This window comes from Streptomyces sp. NRRL F-2664, assembly GCF_000719345.1.
Lineage (GTDB): Bacteria > Actinomycetota > Actinomycetes > Streptomycetales > Streptomycetaceae > Streptomyces.
In genome coordinates, this window is sequence record NZ_JOFX01000018.1 from 25,550 (window position 1) to 50,314 (window position 24,765).

The 24,765-nt window shown below is 72.1% G+C and carries 28 protein-coding genes; 10 read left to right on the forward strand and 18 right to left on the reverse strand.

Annotated features, from left to right (window positions below; translation table 11 throughout):
• Window positions 1-49 precede the first annotated feature (49 nt).
• From IF89_RS0117340 to IF89_RS0117360, 5 genes are all read right to left on the reverse strand, one after another.
• A complete protein-coding gene (locus IF89_RS0117340) occupies window positions 50-2,230 on the reverse strand; it encodes a S9 family peptidase (protein ID WP_420706927.1) in 2,181 nt (726 codons plus the stop codon).
• Window positions 2,231-2,353: 123 nt separating this feature from the next.
• A complete protein-coding gene (locus IF89_RS0117345; RefSeq protein ID WP_030768207.1) occupies window positions 2,354-4,135 on the reverse strand; it encodes an N-acetylglutaminylglutamine amidotransferase in 1,782 nt (593 codons plus the stop codon).
• A 189-nt stretch (window positions 4,136-4,324) separates the two neighbouring features.
• Window positions 4,325-5,776, reverse strand: a complete 1,452-nt coding sequence (locus tag IF89_RS0117350; RefSeq protein WP_078628359.1) for a M20/M25/M40 family metallo-hydrolase — start codon at window positions 5,774-5,776, stop codon at window positions 4,325-4,327.
• A gap of 19 nt (window positions 5,777-5,795) precedes the next feature.
• A complete protein-coding gene (locus IF89_RS0117355; protein WP_030768214.1) occupies window positions 5,796-5,993 on the reverse strand; it encodes a hypothetical protein in 198 nt (65 codons plus the stop codon).
• A gap of 164 nt (window positions 5,994-6,157) precedes the next feature.
• On the reverse strand, window positions 6,158-6,700 hold the full coding sequence (locus IF89_RS0117360) for a cysteine hydrolase family protein (RefSeq protein WP_030768216.1): 543 nt from the start codon (window positions 6,698-6,700) through the stop codon (window positions 6,158-6,160).
• Between the two features lie 150 nt (window positions 6,701-6,850).
• On the opposite strand from IF89_RS0117360, the gene IF89_RS0117365 reads away from it, so the two are divergent.
• Entirely contained in the window at window positions 6,851-7,039 is a 189-nt protein-coding gene (locus IF89_RS0117365) for a hypothetical protein (RefSeq protein WP_030768219.1), read from the forward strand.
• 31 nt (window positions 7,040-7,070) lie between these two features.
• Here the strand turns inward: IF89_RS0117365 and IF89_RS38060 are convergent, their stop codons facing one another.
• Complete coding sequence (locus tag IF89_RS38060; RefSeq protein WP_043194059.1) at window positions 7,071-7,409, reverse strand: hypothetical protein; 339 nt, start codon at window positions 7,407-7,409, stop codon at window positions 7,071-7,073.
• Window positions 7,410-7,418: 9 nt separating this feature from the next.
• Window positions 7,419-9,158: a cytochrome c oxidase subunit I gene (gene ctaD / locus IF89_RS0117375; RefSeq protein ID WP_051807163.1), complete on the reverse strand. Its 1,740-nt coding sequence runs from the start codon at window positions 9,156-9,158 to the stop codon at window positions 7,419-7,421.
• Between the two features lie 252 nt (window positions 9,159-9,410).
• Here ctaD and IF89_RS0117380 point away from each other — a divergent pair, with 252 nt between their 5' ends.
• Window positions 9,411-9,863 (forward strand): SPW repeat domain-containing protein, encoded by a 453-nt coding sequence (locus IF89_RS0117380; protein WP_030768225.1) that lies wholly within the window; start codon window positions 9,411-9,413, stop codon window positions 9,861-9,863.
• Here IF89_RS0117380 and IF89_RS0117385 read toward each other — a convergent pair.
• From IF89_RS0117385 to IF89_RS0117405, 5 genes are read right to left on the reverse strand one after another with little or no spacing between them, the layout of a single operon-like run.
• Window positions 9,860-10,261 (reverse strand): hypothetical protein, encoded by a 402-nt coding sequence (locus IF89_RS0117385; RefSeq protein WP_030768228.1) that lies wholly within the window; start codon window positions 10,259-10,261, stop codon window positions 9,860-9,862. The two genes, IF89_RS0117380 and IF89_RS0117385, sit on opposite strands and share 4 nt — an antisense overlap.
• 26 nt (window positions 10,262-10,287) lie before the next feature.
• Window positions 10,288-11,181, reverse strand: a complete 894-nt coding sequence (locus IF89_RS0117390; RefSeq protein WP_063831311.1) for a cytochrome c oxidase assembly protein — start codon at window positions 11,179-11,181, stop codon at window positions 10,288-10,290.
• Window positions 11,181-11,675 (reverse strand): DUF2243 domain-containing protein, encoded by a 495-nt coding sequence (locus IF89_RS0117395; RefSeq protein WP_030768233.1) that lies wholly within the window; start codon window positions 11,673-11,675, stop codon window positions 11,181-11,183. Before IF89_RS0117395 ends, IF89_RS0117390 begins: the two co-directional genes overlap by 1 nt.
• A gap of 10 nt (window positions 11,676-11,685) precedes the next feature.
• On the reverse strand, window positions 11,686-12,366 hold the full coding sequence (locus IF89_RS0117400) for a hemerythrin domain-containing protein (RefSeq protein WP_030768236.1): 681 nt from the start codon (window positions 12,364-12,366) through the stop codon (window positions 11,686-11,688).
• A 15-nt stretch (window positions 12,367-12,381) separates the two neighbouring features.
• On the reverse strand, window positions 12,382-12,828 hold the full coding sequence (locus IF89_RS0117405; protein ID WP_030768238.1) for a DUF4383 domain-containing protein: 447 nt from the start codon (window positions 12,826-12,828) through the stop codon (window positions 12,382-12,384).
• A gap of 111 nt (window positions 12,829-12,939) precedes the next feature.
• Here IF89_RS0117405 and IF89_RS0117410 point away from each other — a divergent pair, with 111 nt between their 5' ends.
• Entirely contained in the window at window positions 12,940-13,848 is a 909-nt protein-coding gene (locus IF89_RS0117410) for a short-chain dehydrogenase/reductase (protein WP_030768240.1), read from the forward strand.
• A gap of 84 nt (window positions 13,849-13,932) precedes the next feature.
• Here IF89_RS0117410 and IF89_RS0117415 read toward each other — a convergent pair whose 3' ends face one another.
• Window positions 13,933-14,406, reverse strand: coding sequence for an SPW repeat protein (locus IF89_RS0117415; RefSeq protein ID WP_030768245.1), 474 nt, complete (start codon window positions 14,404-14,406; stop codon window positions 13,933-13,935).
• A gap of 164 nt (window positions 14,407-14,570) precedes the next feature.
• Here IF89_RS0117415 and IF89_RS0117420 point away from each other — a divergent pair, with 164 nt between their 5' ends.
• The 4 genes from IF89_RS0117420 (at window position 14,571) to IF89_RS0117435 (ending at window position 18,080) form a co-directional block, all read left to right on the forward strand.
• Window positions 14,571-15,002, forward strand: a complete 432-nt coding sequence (locus IF89_RS0117420) for an NfeD family protein (RefSeq protein WP_030768247.1) — start codon at window positions 14,571-14,573, stop codon at window positions 15,000-15,002.
• A 2-nt stretch (window positions 15,003-15,004) separates the two neighbouring features.
• A complete protein-coding gene (locus IF89_RS0117425; protein ID WP_030768250.1) occupies window positions 15,005-16,018 on the forward strand; it encodes an SPFH domain-containing protein in 1,014 nt (337 codons plus the stop codon).
• Between the two features lie 242 nt (window positions 16,019-16,260).
• Window positions 16,261-17,457, forward strand: coding sequence for a hypothetical protein (locus IF89_RS0117430; RefSeq protein ID WP_030768254.1), 1,197 nt, complete (start codon window positions 16,261-16,263; stop codon window positions 17,455-17,457).
• 20 nt (window positions 17,458-17,477) lie between these two features.
• Window positions 17,478-18,080 carry a hemerythrin domain-containing protein gene (locus tag IF89_RS0117435; RefSeq protein WP_051807164.1) on the forward strand — a complete coding sequence of 201 codons (603 nt, stop codon included), beginning with the start codon at window positions 17,478-17,480 and terminating at the stop codon, window positions 18,078-18,080.
• Window positions 18,081-18,157: 77 nt separating this feature from the next.
• Here the strand turns inward: IF89_RS0117435 and IF89_RS0117440 are convergent, their stop codons facing one another.
• Window positions 18,158-18,616, reverse strand: a complete 459-nt coding sequence (locus IF89_RS0117440) for an SRPBCC family protein (protein ID WP_030768258.1) — start codon at window positions 18,614-18,616, stop codon at window positions 18,158-18,160.
• 211 nt (window positions 18,617-18,827) lie between these two features.
• Between IF89_RS0117440 and IF89_RS0117445 the strand changes: the two genes are divergently transcribed.
• Entirely contained in the window at window positions 18,828-19,304 is a 477-nt protein-coding gene (locus IF89_RS0117445) for a DUF1360 domain-containing protein (protein ID WP_043194060.1), read from the forward strand.
• Between the two features lie 138 nt (window positions 19,305-19,442).
• Window positions 19,443-19,856: a CBS domain-containing protein gene (locus tag IF89_RS0117450; protein ID WP_030768262.1), complete on the forward strand. Its 414-nt coding sequence runs from the start codon at window positions 19,443-19,445 to the stop codon at window positions 19,854-19,856.
• Between the two features lie 99 nt (window positions 19,857-19,955).
• Here IF89_RS0117450 and IF89_RS0117455 read toward each other — a convergent pair whose 3' ends face one another.
• Window positions 19,956-21,140 carry a zinc-dependent alcohol dehydrogenase gene (locus IF89_RS0117455; RefSeq protein WP_030768264.1) on the reverse strand — a complete coding sequence of 395 codons (1,185 nt, stop codon included), beginning with the start codon at window positions 21,138-21,140 and terminating at the stop codon, window positions 19,956-19,958.
• A 176-nt stretch (window positions 21,141-21,316) separates the two neighbouring features.
• Between IF89_RS0117455 and IF89_RS0117460 the strand changes: the two genes are divergently transcribed.
• Window positions 21,317-22,861: an FAD-dependent oxidoreductase gene (locus IF89_RS0117460; RefSeq protein WP_030768266.1), complete on the forward strand. Its 1,545-nt coding sequence runs from the start codon at window positions 21,317-21,319 to the stop codon at window positions 22,859-22,861.
• Window positions 22,862-22,983: 122 nt separating this feature from the next.
• Here the strand turns inward: IF89_RS0117460 and IF89_RS0117465 are convergent, their stop codons facing one another.
• Genes IF89_RS0117465 through IF89_RS38065 form a run of 3 tightly spaced genes read right to left on the reverse strand, consistent with a single transcriptional unit; the run spans window position 22,984 to window position 24,762 of the window.
• Window positions 22,984-23,655: a DUF3618 domain-containing protein gene (locus IF89_RS0117465; protein ID WP_030768268.1), complete on the reverse strand. Its 672-nt coding sequence runs from the start codon at window positions 23,653-23,655 to the stop codon at window positions 22,984-22,986.
• A complete protein-coding gene (locus tag IF89_RS0117470) occupies window positions 23,631-24,080 on the reverse strand; it encodes a phage holin family protein (protein WP_043194061.1) in 450 nt (149 codons plus the stop codon). The genes IF89_RS0117465 and IF89_RS0117470 overlap by 25 nt, the downstream gene beginning before the upstream one ends.
• A gap of 1 nt (window position 24,081) precedes the next feature.
• Window positions 24,082-24,762: a hypothetical protein gene (locus IF89_RS38065; protein WP_051807166.1), complete on the reverse strand. Its 681-nt coding sequence runs from the start codon at window positions 24,760-24,762 to the stop codon at window positions 24,082-24,084.
• Between the last annotated feature and the right edge of the window lie 3 nt (window positions 24,763-24,765).

The window sequence follows — 24,765 nt, forward strand, 5'->3', positions numbered from 1 at the left end:
CTCGGAGCGCGGGCAGGGTGGGCGGACGGCCGCCGCCGCCCGCGCCCCGTCAGGGGGTGGGATTGCTGCCGAGGTACCGCTCCAACCAGTCGGCGGCGGCCCGCCGGTAGAGCCTCCTGTTGTCCGCCCGCAGGAATTCGTGGCCCTCGTCGCGCAGCGTCAGCTGTCGTGCCGGTACCCCTCGGCCGCGTGCCGCGCGGATGAACTGCTCGGACTCCGTGGGGGGCACGTTGGTGTCGTGTTCGCCGTGGACGGCCAGGACGGGAGCCCGCAGCTGATCGATGCGGCTCATCGGGGACAGGGCGCGCAGCAGGTCGCGGTCGCGTTCGGGGTGGCCGTACTTGGCCATGGCGGACTGGGCGATCCAAGGCTCCGTGCCGGCGAAGAACGTGGCGAAGTCCGACATGCCGCACACCGCGACCCCGGCGCGGAAAAGGTCGGGATGCCACACCAGGGAGGCCATCGTGAGGTAGCCGCCGTACGAGCGGCCCATCACTCCGAGGCGTACGGGGTCGGCGTAGCCGAGCGCGACCACGTGCGCGGCGCAGTCGGCGACGTCGTCGATCGCGGCGAACCGGCCGGCGCCGAGGTCGGCGTCGACGAAGGACCGCCCCCAGCCGGAGGAGCCGCGCACGTCGGGCGCGAACACGTCCAGGCCCCTGCCGAGGATCTCGTGGTACAGCGGGCTGAACACCGGCCGTTCCTGTTCCTCGGGGCCGCCGTGGAGGTGGATCACGCACGGGGCGGGGCGGCCCGGGTCCCGGTCGGGTGCCCGGTAGTACCAGCCGCCCAGCGTCAGCCCGTCCCGGGCGCGGCAGCGCAGCGGCACGGGGCGCACGGGGGGCCGCCCGGGCGGCACCGCGTCCTCGTCGCGGGCCGACCAGCCGGCGCGCGCGGGGACGAGCCCCTGGTCCAGTTCCCAGATGCCGGGCCGGCGCCCGGATCCGGCCAGCGCGGCGAACAGGCCGCCGCGCTCCAGCGGGGCGATCCGCGTCACCACCTCGTGGGGCAGCACCGGCCGGTGTCGCGGTCCGGTGTCGCCGTCGGCGTCGGTGGCGGGAAGGCCCGTGCTCTCCAGCTCGGTCGCGCCGTGCACGTTCCAGGCCAGCAGCGCCCACCGGCCGTGGTCGGGCACGCTCAGCAGGTCGAGGGCGCTCTCTTCACGTTCGGCGGCCACGGACACTCCCCCGCCGGCGCCGTGCTCGTCCAGGCGGACCCGCAGGAGGGCCGCGAACTCGCGGTCCGTGTCGCTGCGCAGCCACACGGTCCGCGCGTCGGCGGAGAACCGCCCGATCCAGGGGTCCCCGTCGGCGACGTGCAGGGAGAAGGTGGTGCGCCCGGAGGCGGTGTCGAGCACGAGGGCCTCGCGCCGGCCGCGCGGCCCCCGGCGCACGAGCGCCAGACGGCCGTCGGGGCTCGTGTCGCACACGCGCAGCGACGCCGCTCCCTCCTCGCTGTACAGCAGGGCGGGCGCGTTCGCGCCGTCCGGGTCGACCAGGTAGGCGGCGAGTCCGCCACCGCGGACCCGGCCGAGGTCCGGGACGTGCCCGGCCGCCGCGCGGACGGCCGGGGCCAGGTCGCGGGGCGGGGCGGCGGCCCGGTGCGTTGCCGCACCTCCGAGGAGGGTCGCGGTCCCGTCGCGCTCGGACCAGGCCGCGCCGGGGGCCCGTACGCCGGCCACCGGCGCACCGTCGGCGTCCGCGGGCAGGTGCCCCGCCCCGGTGTGCTCCGCGCCCGACACGGAGGGCTGGGCGACCGTGACGGCCAGGGCGGTGCCGTCGCGGGTCCAGCAGCCGAGGTGCGCGGAGCTTCCCGGCTCGGCTCCGGCGAGCACCTGCCGTCCGGTTCCGTCCGGCCGGACCACCAGGACGCGGGTGTGCTCGCCGCCGCCCGGCGCCGAGGTGTAGGCGATCCAGCGCCCGTCGGGGGACCAGGAGACCTCCGTCACCGGATCGGGGTCGCCGTCCAGGACGTGGGCCTCGGTCCCCCGGGCGGGGCCGCTCCACAGCTGCGGGACGCCGGCCCGGTCGCAGATGAAGGCGACGTGCTCACCCGTCGGGTCGGCCGAGGGGTACCAGCAGCCGTGGGCGGTGAGGAGGGTGGGCGGATCGGCGCTGAGATGGTCGGGCAGCCGCACCGGTACGGGCGCCGGCGCGGGCGATGCGGCACCGGTCCCCCGGGTGCCGGGGACTGCCGCGGTCCCGCCCGCCGTACCGGGTGCGTGATCCACGAGGTTCGTCCGCTCCAAGGGCATGGCCACCTCTCCCAGGCTTCCGCTTCCTGCGTGTTCCCACCACTCGGTACTGCGCCCGGTGCTGCGGTGCGCTGCCCGCGCCCGGTCCCGGTCCCGTCATTACGGGATGCCGTGCGCCTGGAGCCAGATCTCCAGGGTCGCCACCTGCCACAGGGTGTTGGCTCCACGCCTGGCGCGGTGGCGGTTGGGTGCCGCGAGCATCTCGTCCACCAGGCGCTCGTCGAAGATCCCACGCCGGCGCGCCTCGGGGGCGGTCAGGGCGTCCCGTACCCGGGCCAGCACGGGCCGGGCCATGTGGCGCACCGCCGGGACGGGGAAGTAGCCCTTGGGCCGGTCGACGACCTCGCGGGGCAGCACCGTGCGCCCGACCTCCTTGAGGACGGCCTTGCCGCCCTGCGCGAGCTTCAGCCCCGGCGGGCAGGCGGCCGCCAGCTCCACGAGGTCCTGGTCCAGGAACGGCACCCTGGCCTCCAGTCCCCAGGCCATCGTCATGTTGTCGACCCGCTTGACCGGGTCGTCCGGCATGAGGGCGTGGACGTCCATGCGCAGGGCCGCGTCGAGGGCGGTGTCGGCTCCGGGGGCCGCCATGTGGCGCCGGACGAAGTCCGTGGCCGCGTCGTGGCCGACGGCGAGGTCCGGGTGGATCATGGCGGTGAGGTCGGCGTGCGTGCGGTCGAAGTACGCGCGGGCGTAGGCGTCGTCCGCGCCCGCCCGGGTCGCCGAGGCGATCTGCGGATACCAGTGGTAGCCGGCGAAGACCTCGTCCGCGCCTTGGCCGCACAGGACGACCTTGACCTCTTTGGAGACCTGTTCGGACAGCATGTGGAAGGCCACGGCGTCGTGGCTGACCATGGGCTCGCTCATGGCGCCGATCGCGGCCTCCAGGGCGGCCGGAAGGCGGTCGGAGGGGATCAGGAACTGGTGGTGGTCGGTCGAGAACCGGCGCGCGACGATGTCCGAGTACCGGAACTCGTCCCCGTCCTCGCCGTTCTCCTCCTCGAAGCCCATGGCGAAGGTGGGGACGTCGTCGTGTCCCTCCTCCGCGAGCATCGCCACCATCAGGCTGGAGTCCAGACCGCCGGACAGGAGCACCCCGACCGGTACGTCGGCGACCGTGCGGCGCCGTACCGCCGTGCACAGCGCCTCGTGGACGGCCTCCCGCCACAGCACCGGGTCGTCCCCCAGCTCGGAGCGCCTGGTGTAGGAGGGCTGCCAGTAGCAGTGGTCGTGGCTGGTGCCGTCGGGCTCGACGACCCGGACGGTGGCCGGCGGGACCTTGCGCACGCCCGCCAGTACCGTGCGCGGTGCTACGACCGTGCCGTGCCAGCTCAGGTACTGGTGGAGGGCCACGGGGTCGATGGACGTGTCCACTCCCCCGGCCGCCAGCAGGGCCGGCAGGGAGGAGGCGAAGCGCAGCCGGTCGCCGTCCTCCGTTACGTAGAGCGGCTTGATGCCCAGCCGGTCACGGCCCAGGACGACACGGCCCGTCCGGTGTTCGGCGACGGCGAAGGCGAACATGCCCACGAAGAATTCGACGCAGTCCCGGCCCCACTCCGCGTACGCCTTGACGACGACCTCGGTGTCGGAGTCCGAGAAGAAGCAGTGGCCGAGCCTTTCGAGTCGGGTGCGCAGCTCGCGGTGGTTGTAGATGCAGCCGTTGAAGACCACCGTGAGGCCCAGGCGGGAGTCGACCATGGGCTGCGCGCCGCGCTCCGACAGGTCGATGATCTGCAGCCGCCGGTGTCCCAGGGCGACCGCGGCCTGGGACCAGATCCCTCTGCCGTCAGGACCCCGCGGCTCCATGACATCGGTCATGCGTTCGACAGCGGCGAGGTCGGGGCGCCCGCCGTCGAACCGCACCTCTCCGCTCAGGCCGCACATGAGGCACCTCCCCGCGCCGCGGCGCCCAGGGACGCCCTTGAGACCTCGTTCTTCTCGCAGGACCAGGTCGCGTACACCATGCTTCTGCACTCCTTGCGCCGGCTCGGCCGGCACGTGCGAGCCGGTCCGATCAGGCGATCGACATGCCCCGCACCTGCCCGCACCTGGGCCTTTCAAGCAGACGTCGGCTCATTCGGCGTCGGGGCGGCGCAGCCGGGCCGGGCCCGAGCGGGTGTCCAGTTCGCGGAGGAACCGGGTCAGCGCGCGGGTTCCGAGGCGGAGGGCGCTGATCTCCACGCGTTCCTCGGGGCCGTGCCACCGGTCCCCCGGCAGGCCGGTTCCGAAGAAGAGCACCGGGGCGTCGCAGGCCCGTGCCAGCTGTGCGGCGGGGGTCGCCCCGCCGTTGCCGATGGGCCGGGCCGGAGCCCCGTACGCATGGCCGACCGCCCGGTGCAGCGCCGCGAGGGCGGGATGCTCCGGAGGCGTCCGGTAGGGGTCGGAGATGGTCGAGGAGACGTCCAGGTCGTAGGCGTACCCCGGCCGGCGGTGGCCCTCGACCCAGGCGTGCAACTGCTCGGCCACCCGGTCGGCCCCCTGGTCGGGTACGAGCCGGAACAGCAGGTCGGCGCACGCCTCCGCCGGGACGAGTCCGAGCGCCGGGGCGTCCGTACGGCCCGCGGTGAGCCGGGCGACCTCGACGGACGGGCGGGTCCACAGTCGTTCGGGCACCGAGAACCCGGCTTCGCCGACGGCGGCGAACGTGCCGGTGTCGGCCTGCCAGGCGGAGAGGTCGAAGGGCAGGGTGTCCAGTGAGGCGCGCAGGTCCGGGGCCGGTTCGGCCACCGTGTCGTAGAACGCGGGCAGGGTGATCCGCCCCGACGCGTCGGTCAGCAGGTCCAGCACCCTGCACAGCTCGAAGGCCGCGTTGGAGGCGGCGCCCGACAGGGCCCCGCTGTGGACGTCGCGCCGTCCACCGCGGACGCGGAGGGTCGCCGTGACGGACCCCCGGACCACGCCGCAGACGGCCGGTACGTCCAGTGACCAGAGCATGGAGTCGGAGACCATGACCACGTCCGCGCGCACGTCGTCCGCGTGCTGCGCCAGCAGGTCGGCGAGATGCACCGAGCCGACCTCCTCCTCCCCCTCGATCAGGTACTTCACGGTGACGGCCGGGGCGGGGGCGCCGCGCTCGGCCAGGTGGGCACCCAGAGCCCACAGGTGGCACAGGATCTGGCCCTTGGCATCGGAGGCACCCCGCCCGTACAGGCGGTCGCCGTCCCGCAGCGGCGAGAAGGGCGGCGTGACCCGCCACTCGGCGGGGTCGACGGTATGGACGTCGTGATGGCTGTAGACGAGCAGGACCGGCGCGTCCGGATCGGCCGCCGGCGCGCAGCCGTAGACGGCCGGGAGGCCTTCCGTCTCCCACAGCTCCGCACGGGCGCAGCCGGCGCGCAGCAGGGCCTCGGTCAGCCACCGGGCGGACCTGCGCACGTCGTCGGCGTGGTCCGGGTCGGAGGAGACGGACGCGATGCCCACCCACTGCGCGAGGTCCGCCATTGCCTGCGGGCCGGGAAGCTCGTCGCCGCACGCGGCGTCGGCCGGGCGCCCGGCCTCCCGCCCTGCCCTGTGCCCGGCGGTCATGGTCGCCGCGGCCGCGAGGTCACCGCTTGCCGCCGCCCGTGCCGCGCGGGCGGCGGCGTGTCCTGGTGGTGGCGGGCGCTCCGTCGCCCTGGCGGGAGCCTTCCAGCAGGTCGAACATCTGGTCCAGGACCCGCTGGAAATCGGTCCAGGGAGTCGCCCGGTCCTGACCGTCGGCGGACGTGTCCGCGGGGGATGCGCCTGTTCGGTTCGAGGTCATGGTCCACCTCTGGGGTTCATCGGCCGGCTCGGTACCGGTTCGTTCTCGCCCGCGTCACGCGTGCCCGGGGCATCTGCCCGGGCGCCGGGGGTTCATGCGCGGCCGGGCCGGCACCGGTGCGGACTCGCCGGGGCGGCTCGTCCGTCCACCGGTCGGACGTCCCTTCAGCCGTCGAACTCGACGTCCTCGACCGTGCAGACGTCGGCGGACATGTTGCGGCTCATCATCTGCAGGGCCGCCCCGGCCAGATCGGCGTCGATGTGGGCCACCGCGTCCTCGGGCACGACGACGTCGAAGTGCCGGATGTGCGCGTCCAGCGCCGAGTACAGCACGCACTGCTCGGTCACCTGACCGCACAGGACCAGGCGCTCCGCCTCCAACTGGCCGAGCAGGTAGGCCAGCGGGGTTTCGAAGAAGATCGAGTGCCGCGCCTTCACCACGAAGAGGGAGTTCTTGTCCGGGGCGACCGGCTCCACCAGGCTCCGGTGACGGCCGGCGAGGGCCGCGTCGAGGATCTCGCCGTGGTGGGAGCGCCACTCTCCGAAGTTGTCGTTCACGTAGACGACGGGCGAAGCGCTGGCGCGGGCGTGTTCGAGGAGCTGCCGGATGCCGGGCAGCGCCTCGCGGACGGACGGGACCAGCGCCTCGGCGTCCTCGTGCTCGTAGGTGTTGAGCATGTCGATCACGATGAGCGCCGTAGGGGGCATGGGTCCGCCGCCTCTCGTCTCGGTCCGTGCGGTTTCTTCCAGTCTGTGCCATCCGGGCCCGGGCGTTCTTCCCGCGACGGGGCTGACCAGCTGCGCAGGGCGCACCGGTCGGGGGGCGGCGACCGGCGGCCCCCGTCCGAGGAGACGATCATGGTTCCCGCCGAGAATGACCGGGTCACCTACCGCGACGGCCGTGAGGACCTGCACCGGGGCCGGATCGAGGAGGTCCGCGATCCCGGCCCGCACGCGGTCTACCGGATCCGCAACGAGCGCACGAACGAACTGCAGGTCATCACGCAGGAGCAGATCGAGGCAGAGCCCGACCCGCCCGGCGCCTGACCGCGCGGACGCTCCTCGCGGCCGGCGGCGGTCAGAGACGGGACAGGAGCAGCAGGGCGGCGGTGCAGAGCGCGAAGGCGGCCACGGCCAGGCCGGTGGTCCGCCGGCGCAGGTGCACGTAGCGGTGGGTGTACTCCGCCCTCAGTTCCGCCGCCCGCGTCACGGTCGCCGCGAGCATCTTCTTGCGCAGGTCCAGGTGGTGCTCGGCGAACCGGCGGCTGATCTCCTCCTGTTCACCGGCTCCGAGCCAGGTGAGCGCGCGGGCGAAGGCTTCGCCCTGCTCCTGGGCCTCCCTCAGCGCCGCCTGGCCCATCAAGTACCCCTCGATCCGGGCGAGCCCGGCCGCCGTGTCCTCCGGGCGATCCTTCATCGCCGCCTCCTACTGCGGCTGCTCCGGGCCCTTGCCGCGCAGGGACCCTCGGGGAGCAGAGGCCTTGTCCTGGTCCACGACGTCGCGTTTGTGGTCGCCGGCGTAGTCGAAGGCGGCGATCTCCGGGTGGTGGAGGTCGAAGGCCGGGGACTCGGAGCGTACGCGGGGCAGGGTGACGAAGTTGTGCCGTGGCGGGGGGCAGGACGTGGCCCACTCCAGGGAGCGGCCGTAGCCCCACGGGTCGTCCACCTCGACACGGGGTGCGAACTTCGCCGTCTTCCACACGTTGTAGAAGAAGGGCAGGGTGGACAGGCCGAGGACGAAGGCGCCGATCGAGGAGAGGGTGTTGAGCGCGGTGAATCCGTCGGCGGCGAGGTAGTCGGCGTAGCGGCGGGGCATGCCCTCGGCCCCGAGCCAGTGCTGGACCAGGAAGGTCAGGTGGAAACCGATGAAGAGGGTCCAGAAATGGATCTTCCCGAGGCGCTCGTCGAGCAGGGTGCCCGTCATCTTCGGCCACCAGAAGTAGAAGCCGGCGAACATGGCGAAGACGACCGTTCCGAAGACCACGTAGTGGAAATGCGCCACGACGAAGTAGGAGTCGGTGACGTGGAAGTCCATGGGCGGCGAGGCCAGGATGATGCCGGTCAGACCGCCGAAGAGGAAGGTGACGAGGAACCCGATCGACCAGAGCATCGGTGTCTCGAAGGAGATGGACCCCTTCCACATCGTGCCGATCCAGTTGAAGAACTTCACGCCGGTGGGTACCGCGATGAGGAACGTCATGAAGGAGAAGAACGGCAGCAGCACGGCGCCGGTGGCGAACATGTGGTGGGCCCACACGGTCAGGGAGAGGCCCGAGATCGCGACCGTCGCGCCGATGAGGCCGAGGTAGCCGAAGAGCGGCTTGCGGGAGAAGACGGGGAAGATCTCGGTGACAATGCCGAAGAACGGCAGGGCGATGATGTAGACCTCGGGGTGCCCGAAGAACCAGAACAGGTGCTGCCACAGCAGCGCGCCGCCGTTCTCCGGGTTGAACACCTGCGCGCCGAAACGCCGGTCGGCCTCCAGTACGAGCAGCGCCGCCGCGAGGACCGGGAAGGCGAAGAGCACCAGCACCGAGGTGAGCAGGACGTTCCAGGTGAAGATCGGCATCCGGAACATCGTCATGCCGGGCATGCGCATGCAGATGATGGTCGTGGCGAAGTTGACCGAGCCCAGGATGGTGCCGAAGCCGGACAGCGCCAGGCCCATGATCCACATGTCGCCGCCCACGTAGGGCGTGCGCTCACCGCCGCTGAGCGGCGTGTAGGCGGTCCAGCCGAAGTCGGCCGTTCCCTGCGTGGTGAACAGGCTGGCCACCACGATGATCCCGCCGAACAGGAACAGCCAGAACGACAGCATGTTCAGACGTGGGAACGCCACATCGGGCGCCCCGATCTGCAACGGCATGATGGCGTTGGCGAAGCCGGCGAAGGTGGGGGTGGCGAAGAACAGCAGCATGATCGTGCCGTGCAGCGTGAACACCTGGTTGTACTGCTCGTTGGAAATGATCTGCATGCCGGGCCGGGCCAGCTCCGCGCGCAGCAGCAGCGCCAGCACGCCGCCGATGATGAAGAACATGAACGACGCGATCAGGTACAGGTGCCCGATCTTCTTGTGGTCGGTGGTCGTCAGCCAGGTGACGACCACACTCCCCCACGAACGGCCCCGCACAGGGATCGGCGTGACGGGTTCGGTCGATGTCGCCATGGACGATTCCTTTGCGTCGGACACCCGGTCGGATCACGCGCCGCTACCCGCATAGCTTTACGCGCGGCTTACAGATGTACTACGGATAGTGACGAAGGGCCATGAGACAGCCGCTCATTGACCCATTCGGCTCACGCAACGCAACCACGAGCAGGAACGCGCGCCGGGGCGCCGTCGCCGCCGGAGCCGTTTCCCAGGCCCCCGAAAGGGTTCGGGCCGGTGATCGGGGTAGGCGAGGTGCAGGAGGATGCCATGGCTACCTACCACTCACACCACGCCGCGGTGCCGGCCGCCCAGGCCCACGACTACCGCCAGGGCCTGCACGACCAGGTGCTCGGGCTCATCATGTTCGCCGCATCCGCCGCCCTGTGGATCTTTCCGATGGCGACCCACGACGGGGCGAAGGACGCACAGGTCAACGAGGCGATCGTCGGCGCGATCCTGATGTTCGTCGTCGGCCTTCGGATCTACCGGGGCAGCACGTGGCGATCCGATGTCATCGTCGGCCTGGCGGGCCTGTGGATGCTCGTCTCCCCCTTCGTACTGGGGCTGCAGAACGCGGACGTCGACAACGGCAACCGGGTGCTCGACATCGCGGTCGGCGCCGTTCTCGTGGCGACCTCGCTGATCTCCCTGCTGATCGTGCGGGCCGACCGGCGAGCAGCCGACGCCGAAACCCGGCACGACCGGCAGGACACCCTCTAAGAGCCCAGGGCAGCCGTTCCCCACAGGCCGGCTCCCTGCCGGAGCAGGGCGAGGACTTGCTCGTCGTCGGGCGGGTGCGTTCCCGGGAGCCAGACGAGGACGACCCGCCCGGTGGCGATCACCATGTCCGTCCAGGCCTGCGGTACGAGGCCGGGGGGCGGCCGGTAGAACGCGGCTCCGGCGTGGGCGACGGTCACCGCGCCGCCCTCCAGGACCGCCGTCCAGGCCGTCACCGGCCGCAACAGCTCGTCGGCGTCCGCCGGCAGGGGGCCGAGTCCTTGCTCCGTGAGCTGCTCCTCCAGCGCCCGGTCGTCGCCGTTCTCGTCCACGAACACCAGCAGCGGCAGGTCGCCCGCCGGTGTCCCGCGGAACCCGACCGTCTTGAAAGCCCACGGCATGTGCTGCTCCCCTGTTCTCGTCGTGTTCACCCCGCCGAGGCCGGCGTGTGCGAGGCCCGGCCCGATGTTCGCCCCGCTCCTACCCGGGCCTCGTCGTCCCATCGCCGCCCCCCGGCCCGACCCGACAGGGCCCGGGCCGCGTACCGGGCAGGCCGGTGGCGGGCTCGGTACCACGAGGCGGCGACCACGGCGGCCAGGGCGGCTTCGACGAGGTCACCGCCGTAGTACATGACCTGTGCCCCCATCTGCAGGTCGGCGGCGGCGAAGGCGGTGCCGGGCGGGGGCTGCGCGTACAGCGTCTTGGCCAGCACGGCGTGCGCGGCACCGGCGGCCAGCAGACTGCCCCCGCGGACGGCGACGCCCCACCGGCGTCGCACGGGGTCGAGCCGGCACACGGCGAAGGAGAACAGCAACCCGGCCGCCAGCACGTGCGCATGGACCAGGGCGTGCACCCAGGGGGTGTCCTGGGTGGCGGCGAACAGCCGCGTGCGGTACAGCAGCCACAGTCCGCCGATGTCGAGGAGCGCGGCCAACGGGGGAAAGACCAGCCAGTGGACCGGGCGGGAGCGGGAGAGGGCCACGAGCCCCCGACGGGGCCGGCCGGGGCCCGCGGTGCGCAGGGCCAGGGTGAGCGGTCGGGCGAGGACGAGCAGCAGCGGGGCCGCCATCCCGAGGACCAGGTGTTGGACCATGTGGGCGGTGTACGGGCCGCCCGGAAGCGGCAGGTTCGCGGCCGAGGCCACGCCCGCGCCGCCGAGTGAGAAGGAGCCGTCGCGCCACCGGGGCCAGCGGTCCCCGCGGCGGCGCAGCCGACGGGCGGCCAGCAGGTAGACGGCCACCCCGAGCACTGCGGCCGCCGCGGCGGCCACCGCGGCAGGGCCGGGGCCTGCGGCCGGGTCGGGGTGGACGTGTGCGGACATCACGAAGCGGACTCCGCCCTCGTCCGCCGTGAGGCGCGGACGGCCAGCGCTGTGCCGATCAGGATCAGGGCCAGGGCGGCAGCATTCCAGGCCAGGTCGTAGGGCGCGATGTCGACCCCGTAGCGGATCTGGTGCAGCCGCAGCAGTTTGTGGTCGACGATGCCGTCGAACAGCTGAAAGGCCCCCGCGCCGAGGAGGAACCCGGCCCGGGCATGCGCCGGGGCCAGGGCGCGGCGGCGGCGCAGATCGGCGTAGAGGAAGAATCCGGCCACGAGCGCCAGCAGTTCGGCGGTGTGCAGAAGCCCGTCCGACATCAGACCCACCGCGGGGGTCGACCGGTCGTAGAAGTGGTGCCAGCCCAGGATCTGATGGAAGACGATCTCGTCGACGGCGGCCATGACCGCGATGCCGATCAGCCCGCACACGAGCAGCGACCTGCGCCGTTCGGGTCGCGTTGCGAGGGCGGCCCCGTGCGGACGGGCGGGCGGGTTCACGGGGCGTACCTCAGCGTCGGCGGCGCAGGACGACCCCCACGAAGCAGGCGGCCGCAGCGGCCGCCATCAGCGCGGCGGTGAGGACGCGCCCCCGGGAGGGTGTGGCCACGAACGAGTCCCGAGCCCGGTCGAGCACGCTGAGGGGGACTCCCGCCAGGGCGTTGCCCGGCGGGCGGCGCGACACGCCGGGGTGCGGGCGCGTGGGAGCGGTACGCCGGACGGTCTCCCAGGCCGAGCCCAGGCGGCGCAACCGTGCGGCGTCGTGACCCAGTGCCTCCTGCAGCCGAGGCAGCAGCTCGTCCTCCTCGTCGCGGATGTCCTGCCGGATCAGTGCGAAGAAGGCGGCCACGAGCTGCTCGCGGCGGGTGTCACCGGGGTCGGTGGCCTCGATGGCGACGGCCAGGTCGCTGATCTGCTGGTGTTCCGCTTCCACCTGTGCGGTCAGCTTCTCCCCGTCGGGAGCCAGCCGCCGCAGCGCCGGCCACAGGACGGTCTCTTCGGCGAAGGCGTGGCTGAAGGTCAGGTGGAAGATGGTTTCGAGGATGTCCTGCCGCTCCGACACTGGCAGCCCGGGAGTCTTGTACAGGCTCATCAGGCGGTCGAGTTCGGCGTGGTCGCGGCGCTGGCGGCTCAGGATGCTGGACTGCCCGCCCAGCTCTTCGGCGCTTTGTCGCGCGATGGACAGGGGCACGGCGCGGTCCTTCCGTCAGAAGCGCGAGGCGGGTCGGCGGCTGAGCAGGACGCCGAGGGCGATCATCCCGACGCCGAGGACGAAGTGCAGCCAGTTGTCCGCGCTGTTGACGGGGACGAAGTTGGCCGCGCTGTCGTGGTCGATGATCAGGCCGTAGATCCACAGGACCAGGTAGATCACGCCGCCGGCGACGAGGTAGGTGCGCGCCGATGCCGCGGTGCGGGCGGTGGCGAGGCCGGCGATGCCGAACAGCAGGTGGACGATGTTGTGGAGGACCGACACCTGGAAGATGCCCAGCAGTTTGGCTTCGGAGTGGTGCTCGGCGAAACGGAGGGTGTCGTAGTCGGTGGTGATACCGGGGATGAAGCCCAGGATGCCCACCAGCAGGAAGACCGCTCCCACGATGAGGGCGGCCTGCTGTACGGGCGTCCTCCTGGAGGTGCTGCGGATGCGTGAGGTCATGTGCCTTCTCCTTGCCCGTCGTGTCGCCCAGCGGCTGCCCTGGGCCACGCGCCGCAAACGGCTGGGCGCAGGCCGAGGTGTAGGGGGCAGCGGGGCGGGCAGGGGCGTGCCATGGGGATCCGCGGCCGCCGGTGCAGCAGGCACTCGGGCCCTCTGGAGGGCCGGGTGGCCGTGGTCACCGGAGCCGCGAGAGGGCTGGGCGAAGGCCTGGCGCGAGCCCTGTCGGAGCGCGGCGCCCGCGTCGCCCTGGTGGGACTGGAAGCGGACCGGCTCGGCCGCCTGGCTGCCGAGCTGCCCGGCCCGGCGGGCTGTTGGCCCGTCGACGTCACCGACGACGACGCCCTCGCGGCGGCCGCCGCTGCGGTCCGGGCCGCCTTGGGCGCGCCCTCGGTGGTGGTCGCCAATGCCGGGGTCGCCATGGGCGGAACGCTGCTGGACGGTGACCCCCGCGCCTGGCGTCGGGTGGTCGAAATCAACCTGGTGGGCAGCGCCCTGACGGCGCGCTGCTTGCTGCCCGATCTGCTGCGCACGCGCGGCTACTTCCTGCAGGTCGCCTCCCTGGCCGCCCTGGCGCCCGCACCGCTGCTCAGCGCGTACTGCGCCTCCAAGAGCGGGGTGGAAGCGTTCGCGCACGTCCTGCGGGCGGAAGTCGCGCACCGCGGGGTCGCCGTGGGCATCGCCTATCCGAGCTGGGCGGACACCAGCCTGATCCGCGAGGCCGACCGGACCGAGGCCTTCCGTACGCTGCGCAGCCACCTGCCCTGGCCGGCCTCGGCCGTCCACGACCCCGACCCGTACGTGCGCGCCATGGTGCGCGGCATCGAGCGCCGGTCGGCCCACGTGTACGCCCCAGCATGGGTGCGCGGCGCGCAAGTGGTGCGCCCCCTCCTGCCGGCGGTCGTCGCCCACCGGGCCCGTCAGGTCCTGGCGGCCGGCGCGGAGCCCGGGCCCACGGGACTGCTGGGGCCGGGCGGCGCCGCGGCCGAGCCGGTTGCGCGCCGCCGTCGCCCGGGGGCGTAGGGAGCGTCGGCCGGGCGGGCGGTGCCCGACCCGGCCGACGCCGGTCCCACGGTGTCCGGGACGCTCGCGCGCGATCGCGTCGTGTCAGCGGGTTCCGGTCATGGGACGGCGGGCGCCGGACCCTCGGCTGCCGGTGTCGTGGTCCCGCGCGCCCGAGGCCGCGGCAAGGGCGAGGAGGGTGGCGAGGGCGCCCGTGATGAGGTTGCTGGTGATCGAGCGCGTGTGCGCGACGTCGCCGGCGACGACCCATGGGGCGATGCAGGTCCAGATACCGATGACGGCAGCAGCCCAGGCCATGGAGTGAGTGCGCTCGTAGGAGTTGCCCAGGCCGCCGAGCAGCAGCATGTAGGCGATGCCGGCGATGAGGTTGGTGACGGCCAGCGTGGTGAAACCGTTGAAGCCCGCGATCCACGGCGAGGCGGCGAGGTAGAGGCCCGTGAGCAGGGCGAGTGCCTCGATCATCTGGGCGCGGGGGGTGGCGGCCGCGCGGTCGTGCCGGGCGCGCAGGTCCCTGAGGTCGGGGTGCTCCTCGATAGGCGTGTGGTGCATCGAAGCCATGTCAGCCTCCAGAGAAGGAGTGGTGTGCTGCGCCTGCCCACAAACGGCTGGGCAATGGGCTGTCGGACCCGCTTTTTCCGACGGATGAAATGGGTACATTTGTGGCAAAAGGAGCGGCCCACGCCCGCATGTCCTCGGTCGCCCGCACGGGAGGAGGGCCTTTCGTGGAGCCCTGGCTGATGTGGCTGATCGCCGCGGCGGTGCTGGCCGTCGCGGAGGTGTTCACCTTGACCGCCGCGCTGGGCCTGCTCGCCGCGGCTGCTTCGGTCACCGCCGCGTCCGCCGCGCTCGGCCTCCCGGTACCGGGGCAGTTCCTGGTGTTCGCCGGCGTCGCGACGCTCAGCGTGCTCTTCGTACGCCCCCTCGCGCTGCGACGCCTTGTGCCGCGCCAAGAGGCGCGGTTCGGTGTGGAGGCGCTGGTGGGGAAGCCCGCCTACGTGGTCAGTGAGGTCACCGCGCACGGCGGCAGGGTCCGCATCGGCGGTGAGGAGTGGACCGCTCGGGCCTACGACGAGACGTCGGTCATCCCGCCGGGCGCGACCGCCGACGTGGTGGAGATCAGCGGCAGTACAGCATTCGTCTATCCCCGGGAGTGACCATGGAAGCCTGGGTCGTCGCCGGCGTCCTCGCAGCGGTCTTCGCCGTCTTCACCGTGGTGCGAGCGGTGCGCATCGTGCCCCAGGCACGTGCCCGCAATGTGGAACGGCTGGGCCGTTACCACCGCACGCTCAGACCCGGACTCAACGTCGTCATCCCGTACATCGACCGCGTGCATCCCGTGATCGACCTCAGGGAGCAGGTCGTCTCCTTCAAGCCCCAACCGGTCATCACCGAGGACAACCTCGTCGTGGAGATCGACACCGTCCTGTACTTCCAGGTCACCGACCCGCGGGCGGCGGCCTACGAGATCGCGAACTACCTCCAGGCGGTCGAGCAGCTCACCGTCACCACCCTGCGCAACGTCGTGGGGTCCATGGACCTGGAGAAGACCCTCACCTCTCGCGACACCATCAACAGCCAGCTCCGCGGGGTGCTGGACGAGGCGACGGGCAAGTGGGGCCTGAGGGTCAACCGCGTGGAGATCAAAGCCGTCGATCCGCCGCAGTCGATCAAGGACGCCATGGAGAAGCAGATGCGGGCGGAGCGGGACAAGCGCGCCGCGATTCTGGGGGCCGAGGGGCAGCGGCAGTCGCAGATCCTGACCGCCGAGGGGGACAAGCAGTCTGCCGTCCTGCGCGCCGAGGGTGAGCGGACGGCCGAGATCCTGCGGGCCGAGGGCCAGTCGCGCGCCATCGACGAGGTCTTCCAGGCGGTGCACCGCAACGACCCCGACCCCAAGGTGCTGGCCTACCAGTACCTCCAGGCCCTGCCGCAGCTCGCCCAGGGTCCGGGCAACACCTTCTGGATCGTTCCCGGCGAGGTCACCTCCGCGCTCCAGTCCGTCAGCCGCGCCTTCAACGAAGTGCTCCCTCCCTCGCGCGCCACCCACGGCGGCCCCTCCGAGGACCGGGCGAACCAGGCCGCCGACGACGCCGCGCGCGCCGCCGAGGCCGCCGCCCAGGCCCTGGCGGACGCGGCGGAGGCCGATCCCACGTCCGGCCCGCTGCGGTGACCGCTGCGCACGGACGGCCGGTCGGGGCCGCCACTCCGCCGGTCGGGTGACGCGGCGCGGCGCGGCTCGGATCGACCCCCGCGGGCGTCTGCATTCCTGGAGGCTGGATGCGACCTCAGCGGGCTTTCTGTCTGGATATCGGGGTTTCGTCCTGCCGTTCGGTGGCACCCGCTCCCAGGTCACACCCGCGCCACGCGTACGTGCGTGCGCGAGACGGAACTCTCGGGAAGCCGGTGACCTCCATGCCCTTCAACCCGCTGGAACAGCGCGGTATCCCCTTGGACCGCCAATTGCGCAGTTGGCGCGAGCTGGATGTCTCCCCGATCGACCCCGACGCGAGCGACCCGTACACCCGTTGCCGCATCATCACGATGAACGGCATCGAGGTCGAGGCGATCCTCTTCGGCCACAATCTGGCCCGTAACTGTGTGGATCCGGAGGTCAAGCGGCAGCTGGCCCGTACCCGCTACATCGAGGCGCAGCAGCAGAAGGCCGTCAACTGGCTCCTGCCGGGAGTGTCCTCGGTGCTGGAGACGACGATCGCCTACGAGCAGGTCGCGGTGGACCTGACGTCGTGGGTGGCGCGCATGGAGCCGGATCCGTACCTGCAGCAGGCCTACCAGTTCGGTGTGCTGGAGGACTTCGACCACCTGTACCGCTACGCGAACCTGTACGAGATGATCGAGCACCGCAAGGCCGAGGCGATCGTGGACGGCCTGACCGAGGTGATGCCCGGCCGGCCCACACGGATGCACCACCGCAATCCGGTGGACAACGTCCGCGACCCCTACGACAAGGCGCGCACGGATCCGCTGTCGAAGCTGCACGCGCTGACCATCCTGTCGGCGGAGCAGCAGACGATGAACTTCTACATGAACACCGGCCCCACCTACATGGAGCCCATCGCCCGACAGCTCTACCAGGAGATCGGCCTCATCGAGGAGGAGCACGTCACCCACTACGAATCCCTCGTGGACCCGGGTGAGACCTGGTGGGAGCAGCTGGTCACCCACGAGTACAACGAGTGCTACCTGTACCACTCCTTCATGGAGCAGGAGAGCCACCCCAAGGTGAAGGCCCTGTGGGAACTGCACCTGAACATGGAGCTGGAGCACCTGCGGATCGCCTGCGACCTCATGCGGCGCCACGACGGGCGCGACCCCGAGGAGATCCTCGCACCGGAGCTGCCGAACGTCGTCACCTTCGAGCCGAACAAGGCCTATCTGCGGGAACTGCTGGCCACCCAGATCGACCTCACCACGCTCGGCGCCGGCTACGTGCGCGAGGCGCACGAGCGCTTCGAGGAGATGCAGGCCCAGATCCACGGCGGGGAGGCCCCGCCGAGCGACCGGGTCGTGGAGCAGCACCAGGAGATGTTCGGGCGGGACTACCGCCTGGAGACCGACGGGCCCCACCCCGACCCGTCACAGCGCGCGTGACCCGCAGTCAGGAGGTTGGTGTGAAGGACGATGACAAGCAGGTGGGCGATCCCGCGGCCGGCGAGGACGTGGTCGCCCTCCTCGTGCGCCAGCACGGACAGATCCACAGCCTCTTCGACGAGGTGAGGCTGGCTGAGGGCGAGGCCCGCAAGGACGCCTTCCAGCGTCTGGTGCGGCTCCTGGCCGTCCACGAGACCGCGGAGGAGGAGGTCGTGCACCCGCACGCCCGCGGTGCCTTCGAGGGCGGGGACGACGTCGTGCAGGAGCGTCTCGCGGAGGAGAACGCCGCCAAGGAGGTGCTTTCGGCCCTGGAGGACCTGGACACCGGCGACCCCAGGTTCATGCCGAAACTGCTGTCCTTGCGCGACGCCGTCCTCGTGCACGCACGTGCCGAGGAGCGCTACGAGTTCGCCCGGCTGCGGCGCAGCAGCTCCCCGGCGCGGCTGATGGCCATGGCCAAGGCGGTCCGGGCCGCTGAGAAGCTGGCGCCGACCCACCCGCATCCAGGCGTGGAGAGCGCCACGGCCAACATGGCGGTGGGGCCATTGGCCGCTCTGGTCGACCGCACCCGCGATGCGATCCGCGGCGTCACGGGGAAGGGGGAGGAGGACGCGGACGGCTGAGTACCCTCCCGTGCCGGCCCCGCCCCGGGGGCCGGCACGCGGTCGCAGGCGGGCCGACTGAGCCGTGGCCGGCTCTCTCAGGTCTTCACGTGCTCGCCCGTTCCTGCGGCCTGTTCCACGACCTTGGCGAGCGTGGCGAGCATCTCCCGGTGCCTCAATTGGAGGAGAGCGTCGAGCGCGGCATTGTGCAGCGCGCCTCCCAGTCCCCGCAGGGGGTGCTCGTCGACGATGACGAGGGACTCCTCGCCCCACGAGCGGACCTCGATCGCGACCCGGGCCGTTCCGAGGGGGCCGCTGTCGACTTCCAACTCCAGTTCGGCCGGGGCCTCCACCCGCCGTACGACGGTGGTACCGGAAGCCGACCACGGTCCGAGCCGGACGGTGTATTCGAGGGACGACCCGACCGCCGGCCATTGACCGCCGGCGGGGCGCGACTCGCTGGTGCCGACGACCCAGTCCGCGTAGCGCGAGGCGTCGGCGAGCACGGCCCACACCTCGTGGGGTGCGGCGTGGATGAGTCGGTGTCGAACGGCCATCATTCCTCCCGGAACGGCGGTCCGGGCGGCAGTTTCGTGCCGCCCCTTCGTGACCCGGCGTCTGCCCGGCGGGTGGACCCCTACACCCGCCCGCCGCCTCGTCCACCGTGTGTGTCCCGCCGGGAGCCGGGTAAGCGCCACGGAACAACCGCTGTACTGCCTGATCACCATGAAGGCACCAAGGCCCTACCGGGCGGAGTGAGGGATGGTAATGGGGTCACTCGAAGGTCTGCGTCCCCACGGTGGCCACCTGGCCGCCATGGCCGGCTTTGCGGCGTACTCCGCCGGTTGGGCCGCCTTGGGCCGCAGGTCGGGGCGGGCCCGTTCCGCCCCACCCGGGCCATGGGAACTGCTGCTCACCGCAACGGCCACCTTCCGCCTCAGCCGCCTGATCGGGAAGGCGACCGTGACGCGACCGCTGCGCGCACCCTTCACGCGGGTGGACTGCCCCGGCGCTCCCGCGGAACTGAACGAGACCCCGCGCGAGGAACCCGGTCGCAAGACCGCGGGAGAGCTGATCAGCTGCCCGTTCTGCCTCAGCGTGTGGCTCGTGGCCACCTTCACCGGTGCCAGGGCCGTCTGGCCCGGAGCCACGAGCACGGTGACCGGGGCGCTGACCGCTCTGACCATGGCCGACGCCCTGCAGTACGGCTACTCGGCGCTGTCCGAGCGCGTCGGCCACGGGTAGGCCCCGCCCCGTAGGCGGCGCCCGATGTCCGGAGGCGGGACCGGCAGTCGGCCGGATGTCCGCGCGTACACGGGAACGGCCGGGGCAGGCGCCGTACGAGACAACCGAACGGCCCAGCCCCACGAGAGGACAGGCATCATGACGACCGCACGCGAAATCATGACTCCGGACGCCACGTGCGTCGACGCCCAGGAGAACATGGTGGAGGCAGCGAAGAAGATGGCGGAACACGGCGTGGGCGCACTCCCCATCTGCGGGGACGACAAGAAGCTCAAGGGCATGCTCACCGACCGGGACATCGTGGTGAAGGTCCTCGGCGCGGGGAAGGACCCGGCCGAGACCAAGGCCGGCGACCTGGCCCAGGGGGAAGCCGTCACCATCGGGGCCGACGACGAGGCGGAGGAGATCCTCCGCACCATGACCGAGCACAAGGTGCGCCGCCTGCCGGTCATCGACGGCCATACGCTGGTCGGGATCGTGGCCCAGGCGGATGTGGCCCGCTCCCTCCCCGACCCCCAGGTGGGTGACCTCCTGGAGGCCTTGTCCTCCTGAGACCGCCGCGCAGCACCGACGCGGAACGGACGTCCGACCGCCGGCCCCCGGAGCCTCTCCGGGGGCCGGCGGCGTCCGCGTGCGTGCCGCCGTCACCGATCAGGGATGGAACAGGACCTTGACCGCGCCGTCCCGCTTCTCCTGGAACATCTTGTACGCGGCGGGCGCCTCTTCGAGCGGCAGGCGGTGCGTGGCGAACTCCTCGACGCCGAGGGGGTCGCCGTCGGTGAGCAGGGGCAGGATGTCCTCGACCCACCGCCAGACGTTGGCCTGGCCCATCCGCAGGGTGAGCTGCTTGTCGAACATGGTCAGCAGCGGCATCGGATCGGCCGCGCCTCCGTAGACCCCGGAGAGCGAAACGGTCCCACCGCGGCGGACCAGGTCGATGGCGGTGTACAGCGCGGACAGCCGGTCGACGCCCGCACGCTTCATCATCGCCGCGGCCATGGCGTCGGGCAGGAAGGTCGTCATCTGCTGGGCGGCGGCGGCCACGCGACTGCCGTGCGCCTCCATCCCCACGGCGTCGATGACGGCATCCGGGCCCCGCCCACCGGTCAGATCGCGGACGGCGTCGGTCAGCCCGTCTCCGCACGCGCGGAGGTCCAGGGCATGGAAGCCGCGCCCCCGGGCCCGCTCCAGCCGTTCCGGGACGAGGTCGACGCCGATGACGGTACCGGCTCCGCGATGGGCGGCTATGCGGCAGCTCATGTCGCCGATGGGCCCCAGACCGAGCACCGCCACGCTGCCGCCCGGCGGTACGGAGGCGTAGTCGACCGCCTGCCAGGCCGTGGGCAGCACGTCGGAGAGGTAGACGAACCGCTCGTCGGGCGGCCCGTCCGGCACCCTGATGGGCAGGCGGTTGCCGAAGGGGACCCGCAGGTACTCCGCCTGGCCGCCGGGCACCTGCCCGTACAGCTTCGTGTAGCCGAAGAGGGAGGCTCCCTTGCCGTGCTCGCGCACCTGGGTCGTCTCGCACTGGGAGTGGAACCCCTGGCCGCACATGAAGCAGGAGCCGCACGAGACGTTGAAGGGGATCACGACCCGGTCCCCCGGCTGCAGCGCGTCGACATCCGGCCCCACCTCCTGGACGATGCCCATGGGTTCGTGGCCCAGGACGTCGCCGGGGTCCAGGAATGCCCCCAGGACCTCGTAGAGGTGCAGGTCCGAGCCGCACAGGCCGGTGGTCGTGACTTTGACGATCACGTCGTCGCGGTCACGGATGGTGGGATCGGGGACTGTTTCGAAACGCACGTCCCGCTTGCCGTGCCACGTGAGGGCCTTCATGACGTCTCCTCGCAGAGTGTGCCGGTCTCGATGCGTCGTCTCATGCTGCGCGTGCCCCCACCCCGGCGAGCGAACCGAAATGTCTCCTATTTCCCTGCTCGGCACCCCTGATGTGCAGGGGGCGCAGTGCCCCGCGAGCAGTGCATCAGGGTGGGTTTCCTGGGCAGCCGCCGGATATGAACCGACTTGCGGACACCGGACAGTCCTATTGGATGCGGACGGCGACCCTGCCGTCCTTCGCCCCTCTGTCAGGGGCCGCCGAAGCGGATGTGGCGGTCATCGGCAGTGGCATCGTCGGCCTCAGCACCGCGTGGGAACTCGCCCGCGCCGGCATGAGCGTCGTCGTGCTGGAAGCGGCCGCCCTGGCGAGCGGAGTCACGGGCCACACGACAGCGAAGATCACCGCCCTGCACACCGCCGTGTACGACACGCTGCGGAGCAAGCACGGGGACGACGTCGCGCGACAGTACGCCGCGTCCCAGAGCGCGGCCCTGCGCCACGTCATCGAGGTCTCCGGAGAACTCGGCATCGAGTGCGAACTGGAGAGGCGCCCGGCCTTCACCTACTGCGAGGAGCCCGAGGGCGTCGACGCCCTGCGCGCGGAGGCCGACGCGGCGCGGGCGGCCGGGCTGAACGCCTCGTTCGTGACCGCGACCGGGCTGCCGTTCCCGGTCGCCGGCGCCGTCCGGGTCGAGGACCAGGCCCAGTTCCACCCGCTCAAGTACCTGACCGGGCTCGTCGAGGACCTCGTCGCGCTCGGCGGCCGGCTCCACGAGCGCACCCGTGTCACGCAACTCGACGACGGGGATCCCTGCCGGCTCACGACCGATTCGGGCGCCACCGTCACCGCGCGGCACGTGGTCGTCGCCACCCACCACCCCGTCTTCGACGACGCCCTGCTGGCCACCAGGCTCAGCCAGCACCGCGACCTGGTGATCGCGGGTCCGGTGCCCGCCGGACAGGATCCGGAGGGCATGTACATCTCGGAGGAGAACGGCAAGCGATCCGTCCGCACCTCTCCCCTGGCGGACGGCGGCCGGCTCCTCATCATCACCGGGGAGGCGTTCACGCCGGGCACGGGCGAGGACACGGAAGCCGGTTACGCACGCCTCCAGAGCTGGGCCGAGCAGCACTTCCCCGGCTTCTCGACGGCACACCGCTGGGCCGCGCAGGACAACAGCTCGACGGACACGCTGCCTCTCGTCGGACGCCTGCCCGCGAAGGGCGACAACGTCTACGTGGCGACCGGATTCGCCGGCTGGGGCATGACCGGAGGGGTGCTGGCCGGCACGATCATCGCGTCCCTCGTCCGCGGCGACGAGGACCCCTGGGGCGGGCTCTACGACCCCGGGCGCGTCGGCTCGGCCGTGCGCTCGGCGCCGACGTTCCTGAAGGCCCAGTGGGACGTCGGGAAACACTTCGTCAAGGACCGCCTGGAGACGCTCGGCGACGGGACCAACGGCCCGGTCGAGGACCTGCGGCCCGGTGAGGGCACGGTGGTCCGCGCCGGCGGCAAGCCCTGTGCCGTCCACCGCGACGACCAGGGCGAACTGCACGCGGTGTCCGCCGTCTGCACGCACATGGGCTGCGTGGTCGACTTCAACAACGCCGAGCGGACCTGGGAGTGCCCCTGCCACGGCTCCCGCTTCGGCATCGACGGCGAGGTGCTCCAGGGGCCCGCGCTGAGTCCGTTGGAGCGCCGGGACCCGACGGACCTCTGACCGGTTCGGCCTCTGACCGGCACCGGGCCGCGCGCCCGTCGCGCCGCCCGGTGCCGGCACGACGGCGGGCCCGGCCCCGGATGTACCGGGGGCCGGGCCCGCCGTCGTGCCGACCGGGTGACCTACCCGGCCGGAGGACGCTGTGCGCCGGGGTCCGTGCGTATCTCGGACGCGGTCTCCCGTCCGACCTCGCGCAGCTCGTCAGCGGTCTCCCGGCCGGCGCTCTGCGCATGCTCCGTCGTCGCGGTCACCGCCTCCTGTGCCGTGTCCTTGACGGAAGCCACGGCGTCCTGCGCAGGCTCCTTCAATTCCTCACGGACTTCCTGGGCGGCCTGGATCGCGGTCTGCTTGACCGGTTCCAGCAGCTGGTCGGAGTGCTCGCGCAGCTGCCGGCCGGCCTGTTCCTCGACCTCGGTGGTCGGCAGGAGCGCCGCCGCGAGCATCCCCGCGCCGAAGGCCATCAGGCCGGCCGCCAGCGGACTGCCCTGCGTCTGCCGCTTCACCCGGGCCGGGGCCTGCTGGACGGCCTGCTGGACGTCGCCGCCGATCTCCTTGGCCGTTCCCGTCACGCTGTCCGCAGCCTGGTGCAGGCTTCCGGAAGTGCCGTGCACGGCGTCCTGGGCAGTGCCCATCACGCGCTCCTTCACTCCGCTGACGTGGTCGCGCAGGGAGTCGACCTTGCGGCGGGCCATCCGGCTCGGGGTCACCCTGTCCGCCAGGCGGTCGACGTTGCGCGAGAGGTGTGCTCGCCGGTACTCCATGTCGAGCCTCAGCTCTTCAGGTGTCGTGCCCATCGGGCGTCCTCCTTCAAGGTGTCCACCGTCTGCTCCGGCTTGAGGTTGACCGTGCGCAGTCGCTCGCGGCCCTTCGTGTACAGCACACCGCCGACGACGGCCCAGACGGCGGTGACGATGAGGGCCGCCCAGGCCGCGTCCATCACGTGGGCCAGCGCGAAGACCATGGTCAGACTGCCGAACAGCAGCGCCACGTGGCCCGCGTATCCCGCTCCGCCCAGCATGCCGACCGCCTTGCCGGCCTTGGCGGACTCCTGCTTCATCTCAGCCTTGGCCAGCTCGATCTCGTCCCGGACCAGCTGGGACAGGTCCTGGCCGATCTCACTGACCAGCTCGCCGAGCGACGGCTCGGTCGCCGCTGCCGGCGGGGGCGGGGCCGGGGGCCGGGCGGGCGCCATGGGCCGCTCGTGGGAGGAGAGGGCCATGTCAGATCCCTTCCCCGGGCGCCGCCGAGCCGCCGCGCAGCGGCGCACCGTTCGGCGGGTGGGCGGGCGGCTGCGGCATGGCGGGCGCGGGTTCGGTCGGCCCTGCGGGCGGCATGGCGACCACCGCGGGGGCGTCCGCGCTGCGCTCGGCGCCGGAGTCGTCGGGGGTCTGCGCCGAGGCGGCCGCCCCCACGCCCTTGCCGGCGCGCGCGATCACGAATCCGGCGAGCGCCGCGCCGGCGAGGAAGACCCCCGGGCGGCGGCGGGCGAAGTTCTGCAGGTCCGTGACCAGCCCGTCCGGGCCCCGCTGCGCCACATGATCGGCCACCTGGCGCCCGCTGTCGGCGATCTGGCGGGCGACGCCCGCCATGGTGGAATCCGGCTTGCCGTTCTCGCCCAGCTCTCGGAGCTCGTCCGAGAGGCGGCGCACGTTGTCCGCCAGCCGCTGCGTCTGCGTCCCGGCCTGGCCGGTCAGCTGGGTACGCAGTTCCCCGACGAGGTCACGGGCCTGCGCGGTGGCTTCACCCATCACCTGGGCCGCCTGCTCCTTGGCCGTGCCGCCCACTTCGGCGGCCTTGCCACCGACCAGCGACGCTCCCTCACCGGCCTTGTCCTGAACGGTCTGTGCTGCGGCCGCCGTCCTGCTTCCGTCCTGGCGGCTCGCGCTCTGGAAGTCACTCAAGGC